This window comes from Actinoallomurus sp. NPDC050550, from assembly GCF_040655075.1.
Taxonomy (GTDB): Bacteria; Actinomycetota; Actinomycetes; order Streptosporangiales; family Streptosporangiaceae; genus Actinoallomurus.
This window is the reverse complement of sequence record NZ_JBFAJC010000015.1, coordinates 86652-103459: the sequence shown is the minus strand read 5'-3', so window position 1 is coordinate 103459 and position 16808 is coordinate 86652. Positions and strand designations below refer to the sequence as shown.

The window sequence follows — 16808 nt, the reverse complement described above, 5'->3', positions numbered from 1 at the left end:
TCAGAACCTCATGATCGTCAGTGGTGGGGTGGGGCGGTGCGACGTACGGAACTCGGCGATCGCGGTGCCGATGACGGTGGCCTCGACGACGTGGTCGTGCTCGTGGTCGCCGAGCTTGCAGTCGCGCTCTTCGATGCGCAGGTCGATGTCGGAGACCACGAGGCCGTCGGCGCCGGTACGCCTGGCGTCGGCGGACAGGCGGCTGCGGGCCTTGCGCCGGGTGACCGACACGAGCTCCGTCCAGCCGCCCACCTCCTGCGCGGGGGCGAACCTCCCGGTCGACCAGTTGACCCGCCAGTCGTCGTGGCGGATGCCCACGCCGACCCCCAGGGCCAGATCGACCGGGACCCAGCCGGTCTCGATGAGCTTCACGAACTCCTGCCCCGTGACATGGGACAGGAAGGTCCGGCCCGGCCGGACGGTCCCCTTCGCGCGCACGGCGGTGCCGAACGCCTGGAACTCCAGGTGGTGCGCCGATCCCTGGAACGGCGCGATGGTGAGCCGGACGGCCACGACGCCGTCACCGCCCAGCGCCGCGCACTCGGCGGCCATCCGGTTCATGGCGGTACGCCGTGCGTTGTAGAGGGTCTCGACGTAGTCGCGGAATCCCGAGGTCAACGTGGCCGCGAAACCGAATCCGAGAACGCCGCGCTGATACCCGCAGTTGATCGGGCGGCGGGACCACCAGCCGAGGTTGTGGACGGTGCTGCCCATCACCTGGCCGACCGGCTCGAACCCGACGGACCGCAGGCCGGCGAACTCGTCGACGGTCAGCCCGGAGGTCCACGTGCCGGCCTGCCGGGCCTGCCCGAGACGCGCCTGTGCCGCGGGCGGCAGTGGATCGTTCGACTCGCTCACGTGTCGTGTGACGTCCCGCGGGGGCCGTCAGGTTCCCTGCCGTCAGCGGCCGGAGAACTTCGCCTTGCCGGGGCCCTCCTCGACGAAGCTGCGCATGCCGTTCTTCTGGTCCTCGGTGGCGAACAGGCCGGCGAAGTGCAGCCGCTCGATCTCCAGGCCGGTGGCCAGGTCGGTCTCCAGGCCGGCGTCGATCGCCTGCTTGGCGGCGCGCAGGGCGACCGCCGGGCCCTCGGCGTACCGCGCGACCAGCTTGGTCGCTGCGACGTACACCTGGGCGTCCGAGACGACCCGGTCCACCAGGCCGATGGCCAGGGCCTCCCCGGCGGTGACGTGGCGGCCGGTGAAGATCAGGTCCTTGGCGCGGGCCGGGCCGATCAGCCGGGGCAGCCGCTGGGTGCCGCCGGCGCCGGGGATGACGCCGAGCTGGATCTCCGGCTGGCCGACCTTGGCCGACTCGCCCGCCACGCGGAAGTCGGCGCACAGCGCGAGCTCGAGGCCCCCGCCCAGGGCGTAACCGGTGATCGCGGCGACGACGGGCTTACCGATCCCCGCGACGGCGTTCAGGGCGTCCTGCAGCGCCCAGGCGTGCTCGGTGGCCTGGGCGTACGGCAGGTCGGCCATCTCCTTGATGTCCGCCCCGGCCGCGAACACCCGCTCGCCGCCGTACAGGATGACGGCGCGAACCGCCGGGTCGGTGTCGACCGCCCGCGCCGCCTCGGCGAGCTCGGACACCACCTGGGCGTTCAGGGCGTTCATCTTCGGCCGGTCCAGCCGGATCGTGGCGACGGCCCCCTCGGCCTCCACGCGTACGAACTCGCCCACGGAACCCTCCCGCTCGTCGACTGCTGCGCTGTGCCGGAGCCTAACGCGGACCGTGGGCCGCCCACCGTGGTGGGCGGCCCCTGGCCTCAGCAGCCCTTGAGCATGGCCGCGAGGGCGGCCTTCTCCTTGGTGTCGACGGTGAGGCGGTACTGGTACTTCACGTCCGTCCAGGCGCGGGCGTAGACGCACCACTCACGCTTGAGCGGCGGCTTCCACAGCGCAGGGTCCTTGTCGCCCTTCTCCTGGTTGACGTTGTCGGTCACGGCCCAGAGCTGGGCGTGGGTCAGGTCGTTCGCGAACGCCTGGCGCCGCGCCGTCGTCCACGCCTTGGCCCCGGACCGCCACGCCTCGGCGAGCGGCACCATGTGGTCGATGTCCACGTCGGAGGCCTTGTGCCAGGTGGCGCCGTCGTACGGGGAGTACCAGGTGCCGGACGTGGCCGCGCACTTGGCGTTGGTGTGGACGTTCTTGCCGTCCCGCTTCAGCACCACTTCCCGGGTGTTGCACTGGTGGCCCTGGTCGATCCAGTGCGGGAACTTCGCCCGGCTGTAGCCGGTCAGCGTCCCCGGGGTGGCGACCTTGAGCTTCGTGAGCTCCGTACGGGCCTTGGCCGCCGTCGGCGGCGTGGGCGGGGCCGCCGACGCCTCGACCGCGGTTCCCACCGTGAGGGGCACCGCCAGGATCAGGGCCGCTGCGAATGTCGTTCGTCGTGCCACGTGTCTCCTCACCAAGATCGACTTCGGTGAAGATCAACAATCGCGGATCAAGAGCGATAAGTCAGCAGAAAAAGAGAAATTTGATGACAGAAACCTGCTGTGGCGATGACGCTCCGTACCGGCGGGAAGGGCGAGTGCTGTCGGGGCCGTTTGGTAACTTCGCCTGGTCCGCAGCGCAATCCGGGGGTCGATCATGCTCGTGGCGCACGCCGCCTGGCACGGCGGTGCGCTGTGCCTGTGGGCGGAGGACTCCACGCTCCCGACCACCACCCGGGTGCGCACATCCCCCAAGCCGCACCCCTTCGCGACCTCCGACTTCGCCGGGACCTCGTACGCCGCCGCGACGCGGGGCGCGCCGAGGATCGAGCCGACCCTGCTGCTCCCCGGCGCCGCCACCGGGCCGTTCCCCTCCCCCGAGCTGGCGCGCGAGCCGACGTCCCGGCGACCGGCGCCGCATCCCTGGCGGGTTCCGGCGCTCGTCCTCGACCCGTTCGCCGCGATGACACTGCTGCACCTGGCCGGCGACGCCGAGGACGTCGTACGCGGCGCCGACCTGAGGTTCTTCGCGCACGTCGCCGAGGAGGCGGTGCACCTCGCCTCCCGGGGCCGCGTCCTGCCCGCGCTCGTACGGGAGGACGGCGACCTGGCGGCCCGCTGGCGACCGGTCGTCACCGGGGACGACGCCGCGCGGTTCCGTGAGCTCGCCGCCGCGATGCCGCCGGCCTGCCGGGCCACCGACGAGCACCGCTCCGCGTCGGACGTCCTGCTGGACGCGCTCTCCGGCCTGGTCGACGCGGCCGTACGCGGCGTCGTTCCGCACCCGCTCCTGCCCGAGCGCACCGGCCGCGTCCCCGACCGGCTGCCCCTGACAGAGCGCTGGGCGGCGGCGCTCACCGGACCCGACCCCACGGTGCCCCGCGAGCCGGGCGACGACCCGGACGCGCTCGCCGCCGAGCTGGACGCCTGGGCCGCCGCGGCCCGCCGCTCGACCGGCCCGCTGCGCGTCTGCTTCCGGCTGGTCGAGCCCCCGGCCCCCGACGGGGAGACCGCCGCGCAGGGGCCGTGGACCGTCGAGTTCGCCGTCCAGGGCACCGACGACCCGAGCCTGTACGTCCCGGCCGCCGCCCTCTGGACAGGCGAGGTCACCTCCGTGCCGAACGCCGAGGAGACCCTCCTCACCGGCCTGGGCCGGGCGCTGCGGCTCTACCCCGACGTCGCGCAGGCCCTGCGGGTCGCGACGCCGACCAGCGTGACGACGGACGCCGAGGGCGCGTTCCGGTTCCTGCGGGAGGCCGCTCCGCTGCTGTCCGCCGCCGGATTCGGCGTCCAGCTGCCGCAGTGGGCCGGCCGGGCCCGGCTCGGCATGAAGCTCACCACCCGCACCAAGACGGCGACCGAGGCCGGCGCCGCCACCTCGTCCGGCTTCGGCCTCGACAGCCTGGTCGACTTCCGGTGGGACCTGGCCATCGAGGGCGAGGACGTCACCGAGGAGGAGCTGGCCGAGCTCGCCCGGCTCAAGGCGCCGCTGGTGCGGCTGCGCGGCAAATGGGTGGAGCTCGACGAGCGGCAGCTCGCGTCCGCCCTCGACTTCCTCAAGCAGCGGCGCACCGGCGAGATGACCGCGTCTCAGGCCGTCCGCGCCGCGATCCACGCGGGCGACGACGCGCTGCCGCTGCTACAGCTCGACGCCGACGGACCGCTCGGCGACCTGCTGTCCGGCGAGGCCGACCGCCGCCTCGAGCCGATGAGCACCCCCGACGACTTCGAGGGCACCCTCCGCCCGTACCAGGAGCGCGGCCTGGCCTGGCTGTCCTTCCTCGACGGCCTGGGCCTCGGCGCGATCCTCGCCGACGACATGGGACTCGGTAAGACCCTTCAGACGCTCGCGCTGCTCGCGGGCGGGGCGAACGGCGGGCCCGCGCTGCTGATCGGGCCGATGTCGCTGGTCGGCAACTGGCAGCGGGAAGCGGCGCGGTTCACGCCGAAGCTGCGGGTCTACGTCCACCACGGCGGCGGACGGCACCGCGGCGAGGACCTCGCGAAGGCGGCGGCCGAGGCGGATCTGGTGCTGACGACGTACGGCACCGCCGCTCGCGACCACGAGGCGCTCGCCACGATCTCCTGGGACCGTGTGATCTGCGACGAGGCCCAGGCGCTGAAGAACAGCGGCACCCGGCAGGCGCGGGCGGTGCGGAGCATCCCGGCCCGGAGCCGGATCGCGCTGACCGGCACGCCGGTGGAGAACCACCTGACCGAGCTGTGGTCGATCATGGAGTTCAGCAACCCCGGCATGCTCGGCCCGCGTCAGGCGTTCCGCGAGCGGTTCGCCGTGCCCATCGAGGCGAACGGCGACGAGGAGGCGGCCGCCGCGCTGCACCGGGCCACCGGACCGTTCATCCTGCGCCGCCTCAAGACCGACAAGTCGATCATCACGGACCTGCCCGAGAAGCAGGAGATCAAGGTCTGGTGCAACCTCACGCCGGAGCAGGCGTCGCTGTACCAGGCCACCGTCGACGACATGCTCGAGCAGATCGCGAACAGCGAGGGCATGGAGCGGCGCGGCCTCGTCCTGGCGACCATGGCCAAGCTCAAGCAGGTCTGCAACCACCCCGCACATCTGCTCAAGGACGGCTCCCGGCTGCCCGGCCGCTCCGGCAAGCTGGAGCTCCTGGAGGAGATCTGCGCCGAGGTCGTCGAGCAGGGCGAGAAGGCACTGGTCTTCACCCAGTACGCCGAGTTCGGCGCCATGCTGCGGCCGCACCTGGAGACCAAACTCGACCGCCCGGTGCTCTGGCTGCACGGCGGCGTCTCGAAGAAGCAGCGCGACGAGCTGATCCGCCGGTTCCAGGAGGACCCCGACCCGGCGATCTTCCTGCTGTCGCTGAAGGCGGCCGGCACGGGCCTCACGCTCACCGCCGCCAACCACGTCGTCCACGTCGACCGCTGGTGGAACCCGGCGGTCGAGGACCAGGCGACCGACCGCGCGTTCCGCATCGGCCAGACCAAGAACGTTCAGGTCCGCAAGTTCATCTGCGTCGGCACCATCGAAGAGCGCGTCGACGAGATGATCGAGCGGAAGAAGGCCCTGGCCGAGCGCATCGTCGGCACCGGAGAGGGCTGGCTCACCGAGCTGTCCGTCGCCGACCTGCGCGAGATCATGCGACTCGACCCCGAGGCGGTGAGCGACTGATGCCGATCTACGGGAAGGCCCGCCCGGTCGAGGGCGGCCTCAAGGCGAAGTCCGGTGGCCGCGGCTCCATCGGCGAGCAGTGGTGGTCACGCCGCTTCATCGACATCCTGGAGTCCTTCGCCGACCGCGGCCGCCTGACGCGAGGCCGCACGTACGCCCGCAAGGGCCAGGTGATGGAGCTGCGGATCGGGGCGTACGAGGTGACCGCCCTCGTCCAGGGCTCCGACCCCGAGCCGTACGAGGTAACGATCGGCATCGACCCGATCAGGGACGACGTCTGGGAGTCGATCGAGGCCGCTCTCGCCTCCCAGGCGGTGTTCCGCGCCCGCCTGCTGGCCGGGGACATGCCGCCGGAGATCGAGGACGTCTTCGCCATCTTCGGCGTCTCGCTGTTCCCGAGGTCGTCGGCGGACATGCACCTGATGTGCAGCTGCCCCGACTGGGGCGACCCCTGCAAGCACACCGCCGCGGTGCTCTACCTCCTCGCGGAGGCGTTCGACGACGACCCGTTCCTGATCCTCGCCTGGCACGGCCGCACGAAGGACGACCTGCTCGCCGGCCTGCGCCGCCTGGAGCCGGCCGAGGTCGACCCCCTCGAGATCGAGGAGACGCCGCTGGCCGAGCGCATGGACGACTTCTGGGCACCCGTCGCCGTCCACGACCGCGCGCCCGCTCCCCCGATCCCGCCCGGCCTGCTGCTACGCCTCCTCGACCCGCCCAAGGTCAAGATCCGCCGCAAGGACCTGTCCGACGTGCTCAAGCCCGTGTACGAGGCCCTACCCGACCTCGACCAGCCGGAATGACGGCCGAAGCAGCCGTGATCCTCGGCGAGCGGTGACAAAGGAAGCCCAACGATCGCCAGGGACCACGGCCGCGGTGCGAGACCGCGAATGCGGTCTCGCACCGTCGACAGCCTTTGCTCAGAAGCTCTTCTGCTGGTGGCACCGCGGGTCCTTGCCCGCGTGGTTGAAGATGAAGATCACGCCGATGCCGCCGTTCCCACGCGAGTAGCCCCGACCGAAGCCGTGCGGCTTGTTGTCGCCGATCGCCCTGTCGCCGGTCCTGGTGGTCTTTGTGGGCGCAACGCCGCCGTCGCCGACGGTGACGTCGTTCTTGGACTTACGTCCGCCCTTCCCCAGCTTGATCTTGTACTTGAACCCGGTGATCTTGTTGTGGAGCGGGTTGCTGGTGGTGTAGATGTACACCCAGCCTTCGTCGCCCTTCGAGCTCTTGCAGTGCAGCGTCAGCGCGGGCTTCGCCGCGGCTTCGGCCGGCACGGCTCCGAAGGCGGTGACGCCGATGGCCGCGGCGGCTCCGAGCATGGTGAGGCGACGGAGTTGCGTACGCAAGGGATGCTCTCTTTCCTTTGACTGCACGGACAAGACGCCCTCGTCCTGGCGGATCGCCATGATCGACCCCCGATGGAAGTTCGTGCGAGGAAACGCCCGCTACAAACGCTTGCAGCTCGCACCAGGGCACCGCGAGAGACCGTGGCACTAATGTGAGCCCGCCGGAATAGGGCCCTGGTCCTACCTGCACCGCGCCCGGCCGCCCTGACATCTGGGCGTATCTGGCCACAGGCCAAGCTGGTGGTCGACGCGATGGAGGAGAGGAAACATGTGTCGAGCTCTCCCGGATCGACGGCGACGGCGGCCAGGAGTAAGTCCCCTCACACGACGATCACGAGATCCCGCCGTCAGACACTTCGGATGGCGGGATCCGCTCACCGGCCGGGGACGCCCGTACAGAACTCCGTCTGGAATGCGTCGGTGAAGATGCCGATCGGATCGTCCCAGGGGCCGTTGGCCCAGTCACCGTTGACGTTGACGACGACCATGTGCTCGCCGTCGCGGGTGCCGTAGGCGTACGACCATGAGCCGAAGATGGCGCCGCCCATGCCCCACACCGTGGCGCCGCACGGCAGCGTCACCGAAGAGATGCCGAGGCCGTAAGCCGTGTCGGGGATCCAGTTCTTGGTCGGGACGACGGTGAACATCTCCTCCTGCTGGGCGGGCGGGAGGAGCCGGCCGCCCAGGAGCGCGTGAAAGAACCGGTGGAGGTCCCCGGTCGTGGAGATCATGCCGCCGGCCGCCCAGAACATGGACGAGTCCAGTTCCGTACCATCGTGGATCTCGGCGTCGGGGGCGGGGTTCATCAGTTTCGTGTAGTGCCGTGGATGCGGTCCCTGGATCGTCGGGTCGGCGCCGCTCGGCAGGTACGTCCCGTCCAGGCCGAGCGGCCGGGTGATCCGCTGGGCGATCTGGTCGGCCAGCGCCTGGCCGGTCGCCCGTTCGACGATCATCCCGGCGAGGATGTAGTTGGTGTTGCTGTAAGCCCAGTCCGCGCCCGGCTCAAAGGCGGGCGGATGGGCCATGGCGACGTCCACGAGGAGATCCGGGGTGTGGTTCTCGTAGCGGTTCACCATTTCCGGGTCCTCGGTATAGCTGAAGATCCCGCTGGTGTGGTCGAGCAGCCGCCGGATGCTGATCTTCCCGCCCTCGTGACCGTGGCCGTGGACCCTTCCGGGCAGCCATTCGTCCACGGTGTCGTCCAGGCTCAGCCTGCGCTCGGCCGCGAGTCGCAGGACCACCGTGGCCACGAATGTCTTGGTCGTGCTCCCGATGCGGAACCGGTCCTGCGGCGTGCGTTCGCGTCCGGTGTCGGTATCGGCCACTCCGGCCGAGCCGAACCACCGCCCACGGCCGTCGCGCACCTCGGCGACGATGCCGGGAACACCGCCTTCGCTGACCGCCCGGTCGAGTAGCCGCTTGAGGGGCTGATTCATGTCGTCTCCCCATGAGATTCAGAGAGCAGGAAAGCTACGCCGCACTTTCACATATGGTCAACGCCACTTCCACACTAGTTCAGCCACTCACCAGGTAATTCTAGCCAGCAAAATTGCAATGGCCTGCGCATTATTGCAACGCTTGAAACACATAGACGTTGCAATGAGCTGACCACGAATGCATACTGCACGGATGCCGGGAAGCAGGCTGGACGATGAGGACCGTCGGCGTATCGCGGCGTGGCTGACGGAAGGGCTCGGGTACGCCGAGATCGCCAGGCGGCTGGGCAGACCGACCTCGACGATCAGCCGGGAGGTGGCTCGCAACGGTGGGCCCGGCGGCTACCGGGCGAACCACGCCCAGCAGGCGACCGAGCGGCGAGCCCGCCGACGCCGGCCGGGCGCGCCGCCGCGGGCCCCGGCCGCGACCGACGCCTACGGGCGTGACGCTGCGGCGGTTCTCGCTTTCGCGGAGGACTTCGCGGCGCTGATGGTGCAGATCGGGCTTCCCCCAATGGCGGGGCGGGTGCTCGCGCACCTCATCACGACCGACTCCGGTTCCCTGACCTCCGCCGACCTGGTTCGGAAGCTTCAGGTCAGCCCGGCGTCGATATCGAAGGCGATCGGCTACCTCGAAGGCCTGGACATGGTCCGGCGCGAACGCGACCCCAGGCGACGCCGCGAGCGATACCTCATCGGAGACGACGTCTGGCTCCGGGCATGGACGGCGAGCGCCCGCAAGAACACCATGTGGGCCGATACCGCTCGGCGGGGAGTTCGGATCTTCGGCGCCGGCACGCTGGCGGGAGCCCGGCTGAACGAGATGGCCCGGTTCTTCGGACGGCTCAGCGCGAACATGGCCGGCGGCCCTGGCCAGGCCGCCGTCAACGACATGCTGGCCGTACTCGCCGCACTCGTACATGCGGGCGAGCCGCTGACCGCGGGCCAGCTGGCCACCGCATTGGGATGGCATCCGGACCGCGTCACCGAATCCCTGCGCAATGCAGCGGGATATCCGGACATCAGCGACCCGATCGCGTTGCAGACCCTCGAGTCCGGCGCTTACTCCGTCACCGCCCGACGCCACCGCCTCACCCCGGCACAGCGTCAAGCGCTCGACGGACACCGGCGCTGCACGCCGGATTAGCGAGCCAGTAGCGGCGGCAAAGCCCTGCGGTGACGCCCCGGGTGCACCCGACCCCCTGCGCGGGTAGGGCTGACCTGGGGGAACAACTCATGGAACAGCCGATCGAACGACTGCGGGAGCGCGTACGGGGCCGGGTGATCACGGCGGAGGACGCCGGGTACGACGAGGCGCGCCGGGTGTACAACGCGATGATCGACCGTCGGCCGCTCGTGGTCGTGCGGTGCGCCGACGCGGGCGACGCCATGGCCACCGTGGAGTTCGCCCGGGAGAACGACCTCGTCCTGTCGGTACGCGGCGGTTCGCACAGCGTGCCGGGGTACGGCACGAACGACGGCGGCGTGGTGCTCGACCTGTCATCGATGCGCGGGGTCCGCGTCGATCCCCGCACGCGTACGGCCCGGGCCGAGGGCGGGTGCACCTGGGCGGATTTCAACCACGCGACGTACGCGTTCGGGCTGGCGACGACCGGTGGGATCATTTCGACGACGGGCATCGGCGGGCTGACGCTCGGCGGCGGCATCGGCTATCTAAGCCGCCGCTGCGGACTGACGATCGACAATCTGATCTCGGCGGACGTCGTCACCGCCGACGGCCGCTTCCTCGTGGCCTCGGAGAAGGAGAACGAGGACCTGTTCTGGGCGCTGCGCGGCGGAGGCGGGAACTTCGGCGTGGTGACGTCCTTCGAGTACCGCCTGCACCCGGTCGAGAACATCTTCGCGGGGATCATCTTCTACCCGCTCGACCGCGCCCGCGACGTGCTGGAGTTCTACCGCGACCACATTCAGGAGGCGCCGGAGGAGCTGGGTTGCTACCCGGCCTTCCAGATCACGCCGCCGCTGCCGTTCATCCCCGAGTCCGAGCAGGGCAGCCCGCACTGCGCGATGGTCGCGTGCTGGTCCGGTCCGATCGAGGAGGGCGAGCGGGCCCTACGGCCGATCCGCACGGCCGCGCCGACGGTCGCCGAATTCGTCGCGCCGATGCCGTACCCGATGATCAACAGCGCGCTCGACGCGCTCGTGCCCCCGGGTCTGCAGCACTACTGGAAGACGGCGTTCGCGACGGAGCTGACCGACGGCGCCATCGCGGCCCATCTCCAGCACGGCCCGGGGTTGCCCGCCGTGAACTCCACGGTGCACATCTATCCGATCAACGGCGCCTGTCACCGGGTGCCCGCCGGCGCCACCGCGTTCACGGGCCGCGACATGACGTTCGCGACGGTGATCGCCGGGATGTGGCCCGACCCGTCGGCGAACGAGGCGAGCATCGCCTGGGTACGGGACTACTTCCAGGCGCTGCGCCCCCATTCGGCGTCCGGCGGGTACGTCAACTTCATGTCCGAGGACGACCGCGCGCACGTTCGGGACGACTACCGGGACGCCTACGCGCGGCTGGCCTCGATCAAGAAGACGTACGACCCGGGCAACCTGTTCCGGCTGAACCAGAACATCGAGCCCGCCGGCTGACGCGCGGTCAGGGGTGCGCCGGCATGGCACCACCCGGGGCGACGCCGGGACGGCCGCCGCCGCGAAGTTTTCTGAGCCGGAGGCTCGCCGCGATCGCCGCGGCCCCGAAGCCGATCGCGGAGAAGCCGATGAGCCAGGCCACCGCGAAGACGCCGGAGACGGGCGAGAACAGCACGATGAGCCCGAAGAGCACCGAGAGCGCGCCGAACAGGACGTACATCCACTCGCCGTGGATCTCCTTGCGCATCTGCAGCGCGGTGACGATCTCGCTGATCCCCGTGACGATCGCCCAGATCGCGACGAGGAGGACGATGGCCAGGGCGGTGGCGTGCGGCCAGAACAGCGCGAGCAGGCCGACGATGATGCCGACCGCGCCCTCGAAGATGAGCAGCGACCGGCCTCCGCCCGGAGCGCTGAAGGCGGAGATGATGGCGGAGATCCCGTCCGCCAGGGCGAAGACGCCGAACACGATGGCCAGGACGAGGAGCGTGATGCCCGGCCAGATCACGGCCAGCACGCCGAAGATGACGGCGAGGACGCCGCGCACCGTGAGCATCCACCAGTGCCGCGCCATGTAGTCGACCCACATGAGAGGCCTCCCTGCGGAACGGAACGTTTCACAGGAGGTCTTTGCCGCTCATTTGCGGTGGAAGACCAAGCAGAACCCCTTATGTGGCAAATCACCCCAATTTTCCCGCCCGGCCCCGCACGAGCGGGACCGGGCGGATGAGGTGATCAGCGCAGGTCGCCGTTGGTCATCCCGATGGGAGCCGGGGGCAGCGCGATCAGGCCGGTCTCCGCGCGGGAGGCCAGCAGGTCGTGCCTGGGCACCACCCGCACGCTGTACCCGAACGCCCCGGTCCGGTCGAGGGGGACCTCGCCGGCGAAGCGCCACCGGCCGTCGCCGAGGGCCTCGGCCTGGGTGAGCTCCAGGTAGGACGGCTCGACCAGCGCGTCGGTGTCGTCGACCCGGCCGAACGCCACCTCGACCGCGGCGTCGTCCGGCGTCAGGTCGCCGAGGTGGACGGTGGCGCGCACGGTCAGGCGGGTGCCGAGGTGCGTGCTCTCGCCCGCACCGGTGGACTCGATGTGCTCGACCGCGACGGACGGCCAGGCCTTGGCGACCCGGTGCTTCCAGGCCGCGAGGGCCTTCGCGGCGGCATTGCCGTCGGCGGACAGCCGGTGGGCCGAGGCGGCGGCCGGGGCGTACAGCTCGACGACGTAGTCGCGGACCATGCGCCCCGCGAGGACCTTCGGGCCGAGCGAGGCCAGCGTGTGCTTGACCATCTCCAGCCAGCGGCGCGGAAGGCCGTCACCCGGGCGGTCGTAGAACAGCACGGAGACGTGGTCCTCGATCAGCTCGTAGAGGGCCTGCGCCTCGATGTCGTCGCGGCGGTCCGGGTCGGCGGCGCGGTCGGCGGACGGGATGGCCCAGCCGTTGTTGCCGTCGAACCACTCGTCCCACCAGCCGTCGCGGATCGAGAGGTTCAGCCCGCCGTTCAGCGCGACCTTCATGCCGGAGGTGCCGCAGGCCTCGAGCGGGCGCAGCGGGTTGTTCATCCAGACGTCGCAACCCTGGACGAGCGACTGGCCGAGCGCCATGTCGTAGTCCGGCAGGAACACGATGCGGTGCCGGACCTCGGGGTCGTCGCTGAACCGCACGATCTCCTGAATCAGCCGCTTGCCGCCCTCGTCGGCGGGGTGCGCCTTGCCAGCGATGATGATCTGCACCGGCCGTTCGGGGTCGAGCAGGATCGACTTGAGCCGCTCCGGGTCGCGCAGCATCAGCGTGAGCCGCTTGTACGACGGGACGCGGCGGGCGAAACCGATCGTCAGGACGTCCGGGTCGAGCGCGTCGTCGATCCAGGTCAGCTCGGCCTCGCTCGCGCCGCGCTGCCGCCAGGAGTCGCGGAGGCGCCGCCGGGCGTCCTCGACGAGCCGGGCGCGCAGCGTGCGCCGGATGCGCCAGATCTCGGACGCGGAGACCCGTTCCACGCCCTCCCAGCCGCGGCCGAACTCGACCACGTCGGGCAGCTCGCGCCGGGCGAGGTCGATGAACTCGGGGGCCACCCAGGTCGCCCCGTGGACGCCGTTGGTGATCGAGCCGATCGGCACGTCGTCGGTGTCGAACCCGGGCCACAGGCCGCCGAACATCTCCCGGCTGACCCTGCCGTGCAGCTCAGAGACGCCGTTGACGCGCTGGGACAGGCGCATGCCCATGACGGCCATGTTGAAGACCGAGGCGTCGCCGCCCTCGTACGTCTCGGCGCCGAGGCCGAGGATGCGCTCGACGGGCAGCCCGTTGTCCTCGTTGGTACCGCCGAAGTAGCGCTGGACCAGCTCCCGGGGGAAGCGGTCGATGCCGGCCGGGACCGGAGTGTGGGTCGTGAAGACCGTGCCCGCCCGGGTCGCCTCGAGCGCCTCGTCGAAGGACAGGCCCTGCTCGTCGATGTACTCGCGGATCCGCTCGAGGCCGAGGAAGCCGGCGTGGCCCTCGTTGGTGTGGAACACCGCGGGGGCGACGTGGCCGGTGATGTGGGAGTAGGCGCGGATCGCGCGGACGCCGCCGATGCCGAGCAGCATCTCCTGGAGCAGGCGGTGGTCGGTGCCGCCGCCGTACAGGCGGTCGGTGACGTCGCGGGCGGCCGGGTCGTTCTCCTCGACGTCGGAGTCGAGGAGGAGCAGCGGCACGCGGCCGACCTGGGCCACCCAGATCTGCGCCCGCAGGGACCGGCCCTCGGGGAGACCGACGGTGATCCGCGCGGGCGTGCCGTCGGCCTCGCGCAGGAGTCTCAGCGGGAGCCCGGCCGGGTCGATCGGGGGGTAGCGCTCGAGTTGCCAGCCGTCCGGCGAGAGGGACTGGGAGAAGTAGCCGTGGCGGTACAGGAGTCCTACCCCGACGATCGGCACGCCGAGGTCGCTGGCGGTCTTGAGGTGATCGCCGGCGAGGATGCCCAGGCCACCGGAGTACTGGGGCAGCGCCGCGGCGATGCCGTACTCCGGGGAGAAGTACGCGATCGCCGAGGGAGCGTCGGACAGTCTCTGGTACCAGCGGGGGGCGGTGACGTACTCCCGGAGATCGTCGACGGCGTCGCCGAGTGCACGCAGGAAGCGCCGGTCGGCGGCGAGAGCGGCGAGCCGCTCCGGCGAAACCTCCCCGAGAAGGCGCACCGGATCGTGCCGGGTCGCCTCCCACAGGTCCGGATCCACCGACTCGAACAGGTCGAGCGTCTCGGGGTGCCAGGACCAGCGCAGGTTGAGAACGAGCTCCTCGAGCGGCTGAAGCGGCTCGGGCAGGACGGAGCGTACGGTGAATCTGCGGATCGCCTTCACGTGCGGCGACACTAATCGGTCCGGCCCGGTGCTCGCGACCCTAACCCGCCCAGTGGCCCACATCTTGATCTCCGTTTGGCTCCGGAAGCCCGGCCACCAGGCCGGAAATGCGAATTTAGCCCTGACATGCGAGGATTGCCGGGGAAGCGCGGCGAGGGCGCCTCCCACACCTCCGGGAGACGAGATCCCTACCGGGACGCGTCGCACCCGGCGCCTCACCCGAGGCGATGAAAGAATCCGAGCGCGGACGGAACGCCGTCGCGTGCGAGGGCATCGGACGCGGTGGCACCGCCGTCGACAGAACGCGACAAAACACCCCGTTTCATACCGCGGATACCGGCAACGGAGACGTTATGCGCCAACCCTCGCCGAGCACCCCCACCCGATCCGGCGACAGCGACCCTCAAGAAAGATCAATTCTTTCCGAAGACCAGGCTGATCGCGTACCCGCGTCTGTACGCTCGCCTGCGATGATCGGACGCATTCCCATCCTCGACGTGCAGCCAGTGATCGACTGCGAACGCTGGCCCGCCAAGGCCGTTCCCGACGAGGATTTCGCCATCAGCGCCACCGTGTTCCGCGAGGGCCACGAGCAGCTCGGCGCCGGCGTCGTCCTGCGGGATCCGGAGGGCCGAGCCGGGCCCCTCGTCCGCATGTCCGAGGTCACCCCCGGCACCGACCGGCACGCCGCGCAGGTGGCGGCGACCACCACCGGGCTGTGGCACTTCCGCGTGGAGGCGTGGGGCGATCCGATCGGGCACTGGCACCACGACGCGGGCATCAAGATCCCGCGCGGTCAGGACGTCGAGCTGATGCTCGAGGAGGGGGCCCGGCTGTTCGAGCGCGCCGCCGCGGGGCTGCCGAAGAAGAGCGCCGGCGTCTCGAAGAAGCAGGCGGTGCTGACCGCGCTCGCCCGTACGCTGCGGGAGAAGACGATCCCGCCGATGCTGCGGTTCGAGGCGGCGGACGCCCCGGAGGTGCACGAGGTCCTCGACGAGCACCCGCTGCGGGACCACGTGACCACCTCGGAGTGGCACCCGCTGCTCGTGCAGCGCGAGCGGGCGCTGTTCGGCTCGTGGTACGAGTTCTTCCCCCGCTCGGAGGGCGCGACGTACGACCCGATGGGCCGCCGGGCACCGCAGTCCGGAACGTTCCGAACGGCGATGAAGCGGCTCCCGGCCGTCGCCGAGATGGGCTTCGACGTCGTCTACCTCCCGCCGATCCACCCGATCGGCCGGCAGTTCCGCAAGGGGCCGAACAACACCCTGCACGCCGAGCCGCACGACCCCGGCTCGCCGTGGGCGATCGGCTCGGAGGAGGGCGGCCACGACGCGATCCACCCCGATCTTGGAACGATCGATGAGTTCGACGCCTTCGTCGCCCGAGCCCGTGAGCTCGGCATGGAGGTCGCCCTCGACCTGGCCCTTCAGTGCTCGCCGGACCATCCCTGGGTGAGCAAACACCCGGAGTGGTTCACCACGCGCGCCGACGGCTCGATCGCCTACGCGGAGAACCCGCCGAAGAAGTACCAGGACATCTATCCGATCAACTTCGACAACGACCCCGAGGGCATCTACGCGGAGGTCGAGCGGGTCGTCCGGCACTGGATGGCGCACGGCGTGCGGATCTTCCGGGTGGACAATCCGCACACGAAGCCGGTGGCGTTCTGGGAGCGGCTGCTGAAGAGCATCGCCGAGACCGACCCCGACGTGCTGTTCCTGGCCGAGGCGTTCACCCGCCCGGCGATGATGCACACCCTCGGCAAGATCGGCTTCCACCAGTCGTACACGTATTTCACGTGGCGCAACAGCAAGGACGAGCTGGAGGAGTACCTCCGCGAGCTGTCGGGCGCGGCGGCCGCCTACATGCGGCCCAACTTCTTCGTCAACACGCCTGACATCCTCAACGAGTACCTCCAGCACGGCGGGCCGCCGGCGTTCGCGATCCGCGCCGTGCTCGCCTCGACGCTGTCCCCCACCTGGGGTGTCTACTCGGGCTACGAGCTGTACGAGGGCACTCCGGTGCGGCCGGGCAGTGAGGAGTACCGCGACTCGGAGAAGTACCAGTACCGCCCGCGGGACTGGGAGGCCGCCGAGCGCGAGGGCCGCAGCCTGGCTCCATATATCCGGAACCTCAACTCTTTGCGAAGAACGCACCCGGCGTTGCGTAGGCTGCGTAACCTACATTTCCATCATGTCGACCAGCCCGAGCTGATCTGTTATTCCAAACGCGTGTCGGACGACCCCGACCGCCCCGGAGACGTCGTGCTGGTCGTCGTGAACCTCAATCCACATCAGGTTCGCGAGGCGACGGTCCACCTCGACCTGCCCGCGCTCGGTCTCGACTGGTCGGACGAGTTCGTCGTCCACGACGAGCTGTCGGGCGAGTCGTACGACTGGCGGCAGGCGAACTACGTGCGCCTGGACCCCCAAAACAGGCCTGCCCACATCTTCACGGTCTCGAGAGGCGAGAGTTGACCCAGTTCGATCCCCTA

The 16808-nt window shown here is 70.3% G+C and carries 12 protein-coding genes; 5 read left to right on the top strand and 7 right to left on the bottom strand.

Features of this window, described 5'->3' with window-relative positions:
• The 3 genes from AB0I04_RS22010 to AB0I04_RS22000 form a co-directional block, all read right to left on the bottom strand.
• Positions 1–858, bottom strand: coding sequence for a heavy metal-binding domain-containing protein (locus AB0I04_RS22010; protein ID WP_360887135.1), 858 nt, complete (start codon positions 856–858; stop codon positions 1–3).
• A 42-nt stretch (positions 859–900) separates the two neighbouring features.
• Positions 901–1680: an enoyl-CoA hydratase-related protein gene (locus tag AB0I04_RS22005; protein ID WP_360887133.1), complete on the bottom strand. Its 780-nt coding sequence runs from the start codon at positions 1678–1680 to the stop codon at positions 901–903.
• Positions 1681–1766: 86 nt separating this feature from the next.
• Entirely contained in the window at positions 1767–2396 is a 630-nt protein-coding gene (locus tag AB0I04_RS22000) for an HNH endonuclease family protein (protein WP_360887132.1), read from the bottom strand.
• Between the two features lie 193 nt (positions 2397–2589).
• Between AB0I04_RS22000 and AB0I04_RS21995 the strand changes: the two genes are divergently transcribed.
• Positions 2590–5586, top strand: a complete 2997-nt coding sequence (locus tag AB0I04_RS21995; RefSeq protein ID WP_360887130.1) for a DEAD/DEAH box helicase — start codon at positions 2590–2592, stop codon at positions 5584–5586.
• Positions 5586–6389: an SWIM zinc finger family protein gene (locus AB0I04_RS21990; protein WP_360887128.1), complete on the top strand. Its 804-nt coding sequence runs from the start codon at positions 5586–5588 to the stop codon at positions 6387–6389. The genes AB0I04_RS21995 and AB0I04_RS21990 overlap by 1 nt, the downstream gene beginning before the upstream one ends.
• Before the next feature lie 117 nt (positions 6390–6506).
• Here the strand turns inward: AB0I04_RS21990 and AB0I04_RS21985 are convergent, their stop codons facing one another.
• On the bottom strand, positions 6507–6935 hold the full coding sequence (locus AB0I04_RS21985) for a hypothetical protein (RefSeq protein WP_360887126.1): 429 nt from the start codon (positions 6933–6935) through the stop codon (positions 6507–6509).
• Between the two features lie 374 nt (positions 6936–7309).
• Positions 7310–8371, bottom strand: coding sequence for a serine hydrolase domain-containing protein (locus AB0I04_RS21980; protein ID WP_360887124.1), 1062 nt, complete (start codon positions 8369–8371; stop codon positions 7310–7312).
• Positions 8372–8564: 193 nt separating this feature from the next.
• On the opposite strand from AB0I04_RS21980, the gene AB0I04_RS21975 reads away from it, so the two are divergent.
• Positions 8565–9518 (top strand): MarR family transcriptional regulator, encoded by a 954-nt coding sequence (locus tag AB0I04_RS21975; RefSeq protein WP_360887122.1) that lies wholly within the window; start codon positions 8565–8567, stop codon positions 9516–9518.
• Between the two features lie 89 nt (positions 9519–9607).
• Positions 9608–10981 carry an FAD-binding oxidoreductase gene (locus AB0I04_RS21970; RefSeq protein ID WP_360887120.1) on the top strand — a complete coding sequence of 458 codons (1374 nt, stop codon included), beginning with the start codon at positions 9608–9610 and terminating at the stop codon, positions 10979–10981.
• A gap of 7 nt (positions 10982–10988) precedes the next feature.
• Here AB0I04_RS21970 and AB0I04_RS21965 read toward each other — a convergent pair whose 3' ends face one another.
• Positions 10989–11570 (bottom strand): HdeD family acid-resistance protein, encoded by a 582-nt coding sequence (locus AB0I04_RS21965; RefSeq protein ID WP_360887118.1) that lies wholly within the window; start codon positions 11568–11570, stop codon positions 10989–10991.
• Between the two features lie 146 nt (positions 11571–11716).
• On the bottom strand, positions 11717–14314 hold the full coding sequence (glgP, locus tag AB0I04_RS21960) for an alpha-glucan family phosphorylase (protein ID WP_360887116.1): 2598 nt from the start codon (positions 14312–14314) through the stop codon (positions 11717–11719).
• Positions 14315–14784: 470 nt separating this feature from the next.
• Between glgP and AB0I04_RS21955 the strand changes: the two genes are divergently transcribed.
• Entirely contained in the window at positions 14785–16791 is a 2007-nt protein-coding gene (locus AB0I04_RS21955) for an alpha-1,4-glucan--maltose-1-phosphate maltosyltransferase (protein WP_360887114.1), read from the top strand.
• The last annotated feature ends 17 nt before the right edge of the window (positions 16792–16808 follow it).

Excerpts from the sequence above, each read along its gene's own strand:
- AB0I04_RS21975 (WP_360887122.1), top strand. The coding sequence starts at position 8,565 with ATGCCGGGAAGCAGGCTGGACGATGAGGACCGTCGGCGTATCGCGGCG.
- AB0I04_RS21995 (WP_360887130.1), top strand. The coding sequence starts at position 2,590 with ATGCTCGTGGCGCACGCCGCCTGGCACGGCGGTGCGCTGTGCCTGTGG.
- AB0I04_RS21965 (WP_360887118.1), bottom strand. The coding sequence starts at position 11,570 with ATGTGGGTCGACTACATGGCGCGGCACTGGTGGATGCTCACGGTGCGC.
- AB0I04_RS21970 (WP_360887120.1), top strand. The coding sequence starts at position 9,608 with ATGGAACAGCCGATCGAACGACTGCGGGAGCGCGTACGGGGCCGGGTG.
- AB0I04_RS21980 (WP_360887124.1), bottom strand. The coding sequence starts at position 8,371 with ATGAATCAGCCCCTCAAGCGGCTACTCGACCGGGCGGTCAGCGAAGGC.
- AB0I04_RS21955 (WP_360887114.1), top strand. The coding sequence starts at position 14,785 with ATGATCGGACGCATTCCCATCCTCGACGTGCAGCCAGTGATCGACTGC.
- AB0I04_RS21990 (WP_360887128.1), top strand. The coding sequence starts at position 5,586 with ATGCCGATCTACGGGAAGGCCCGCCCGGTCGAGGGCGGCCTCAAGGCG.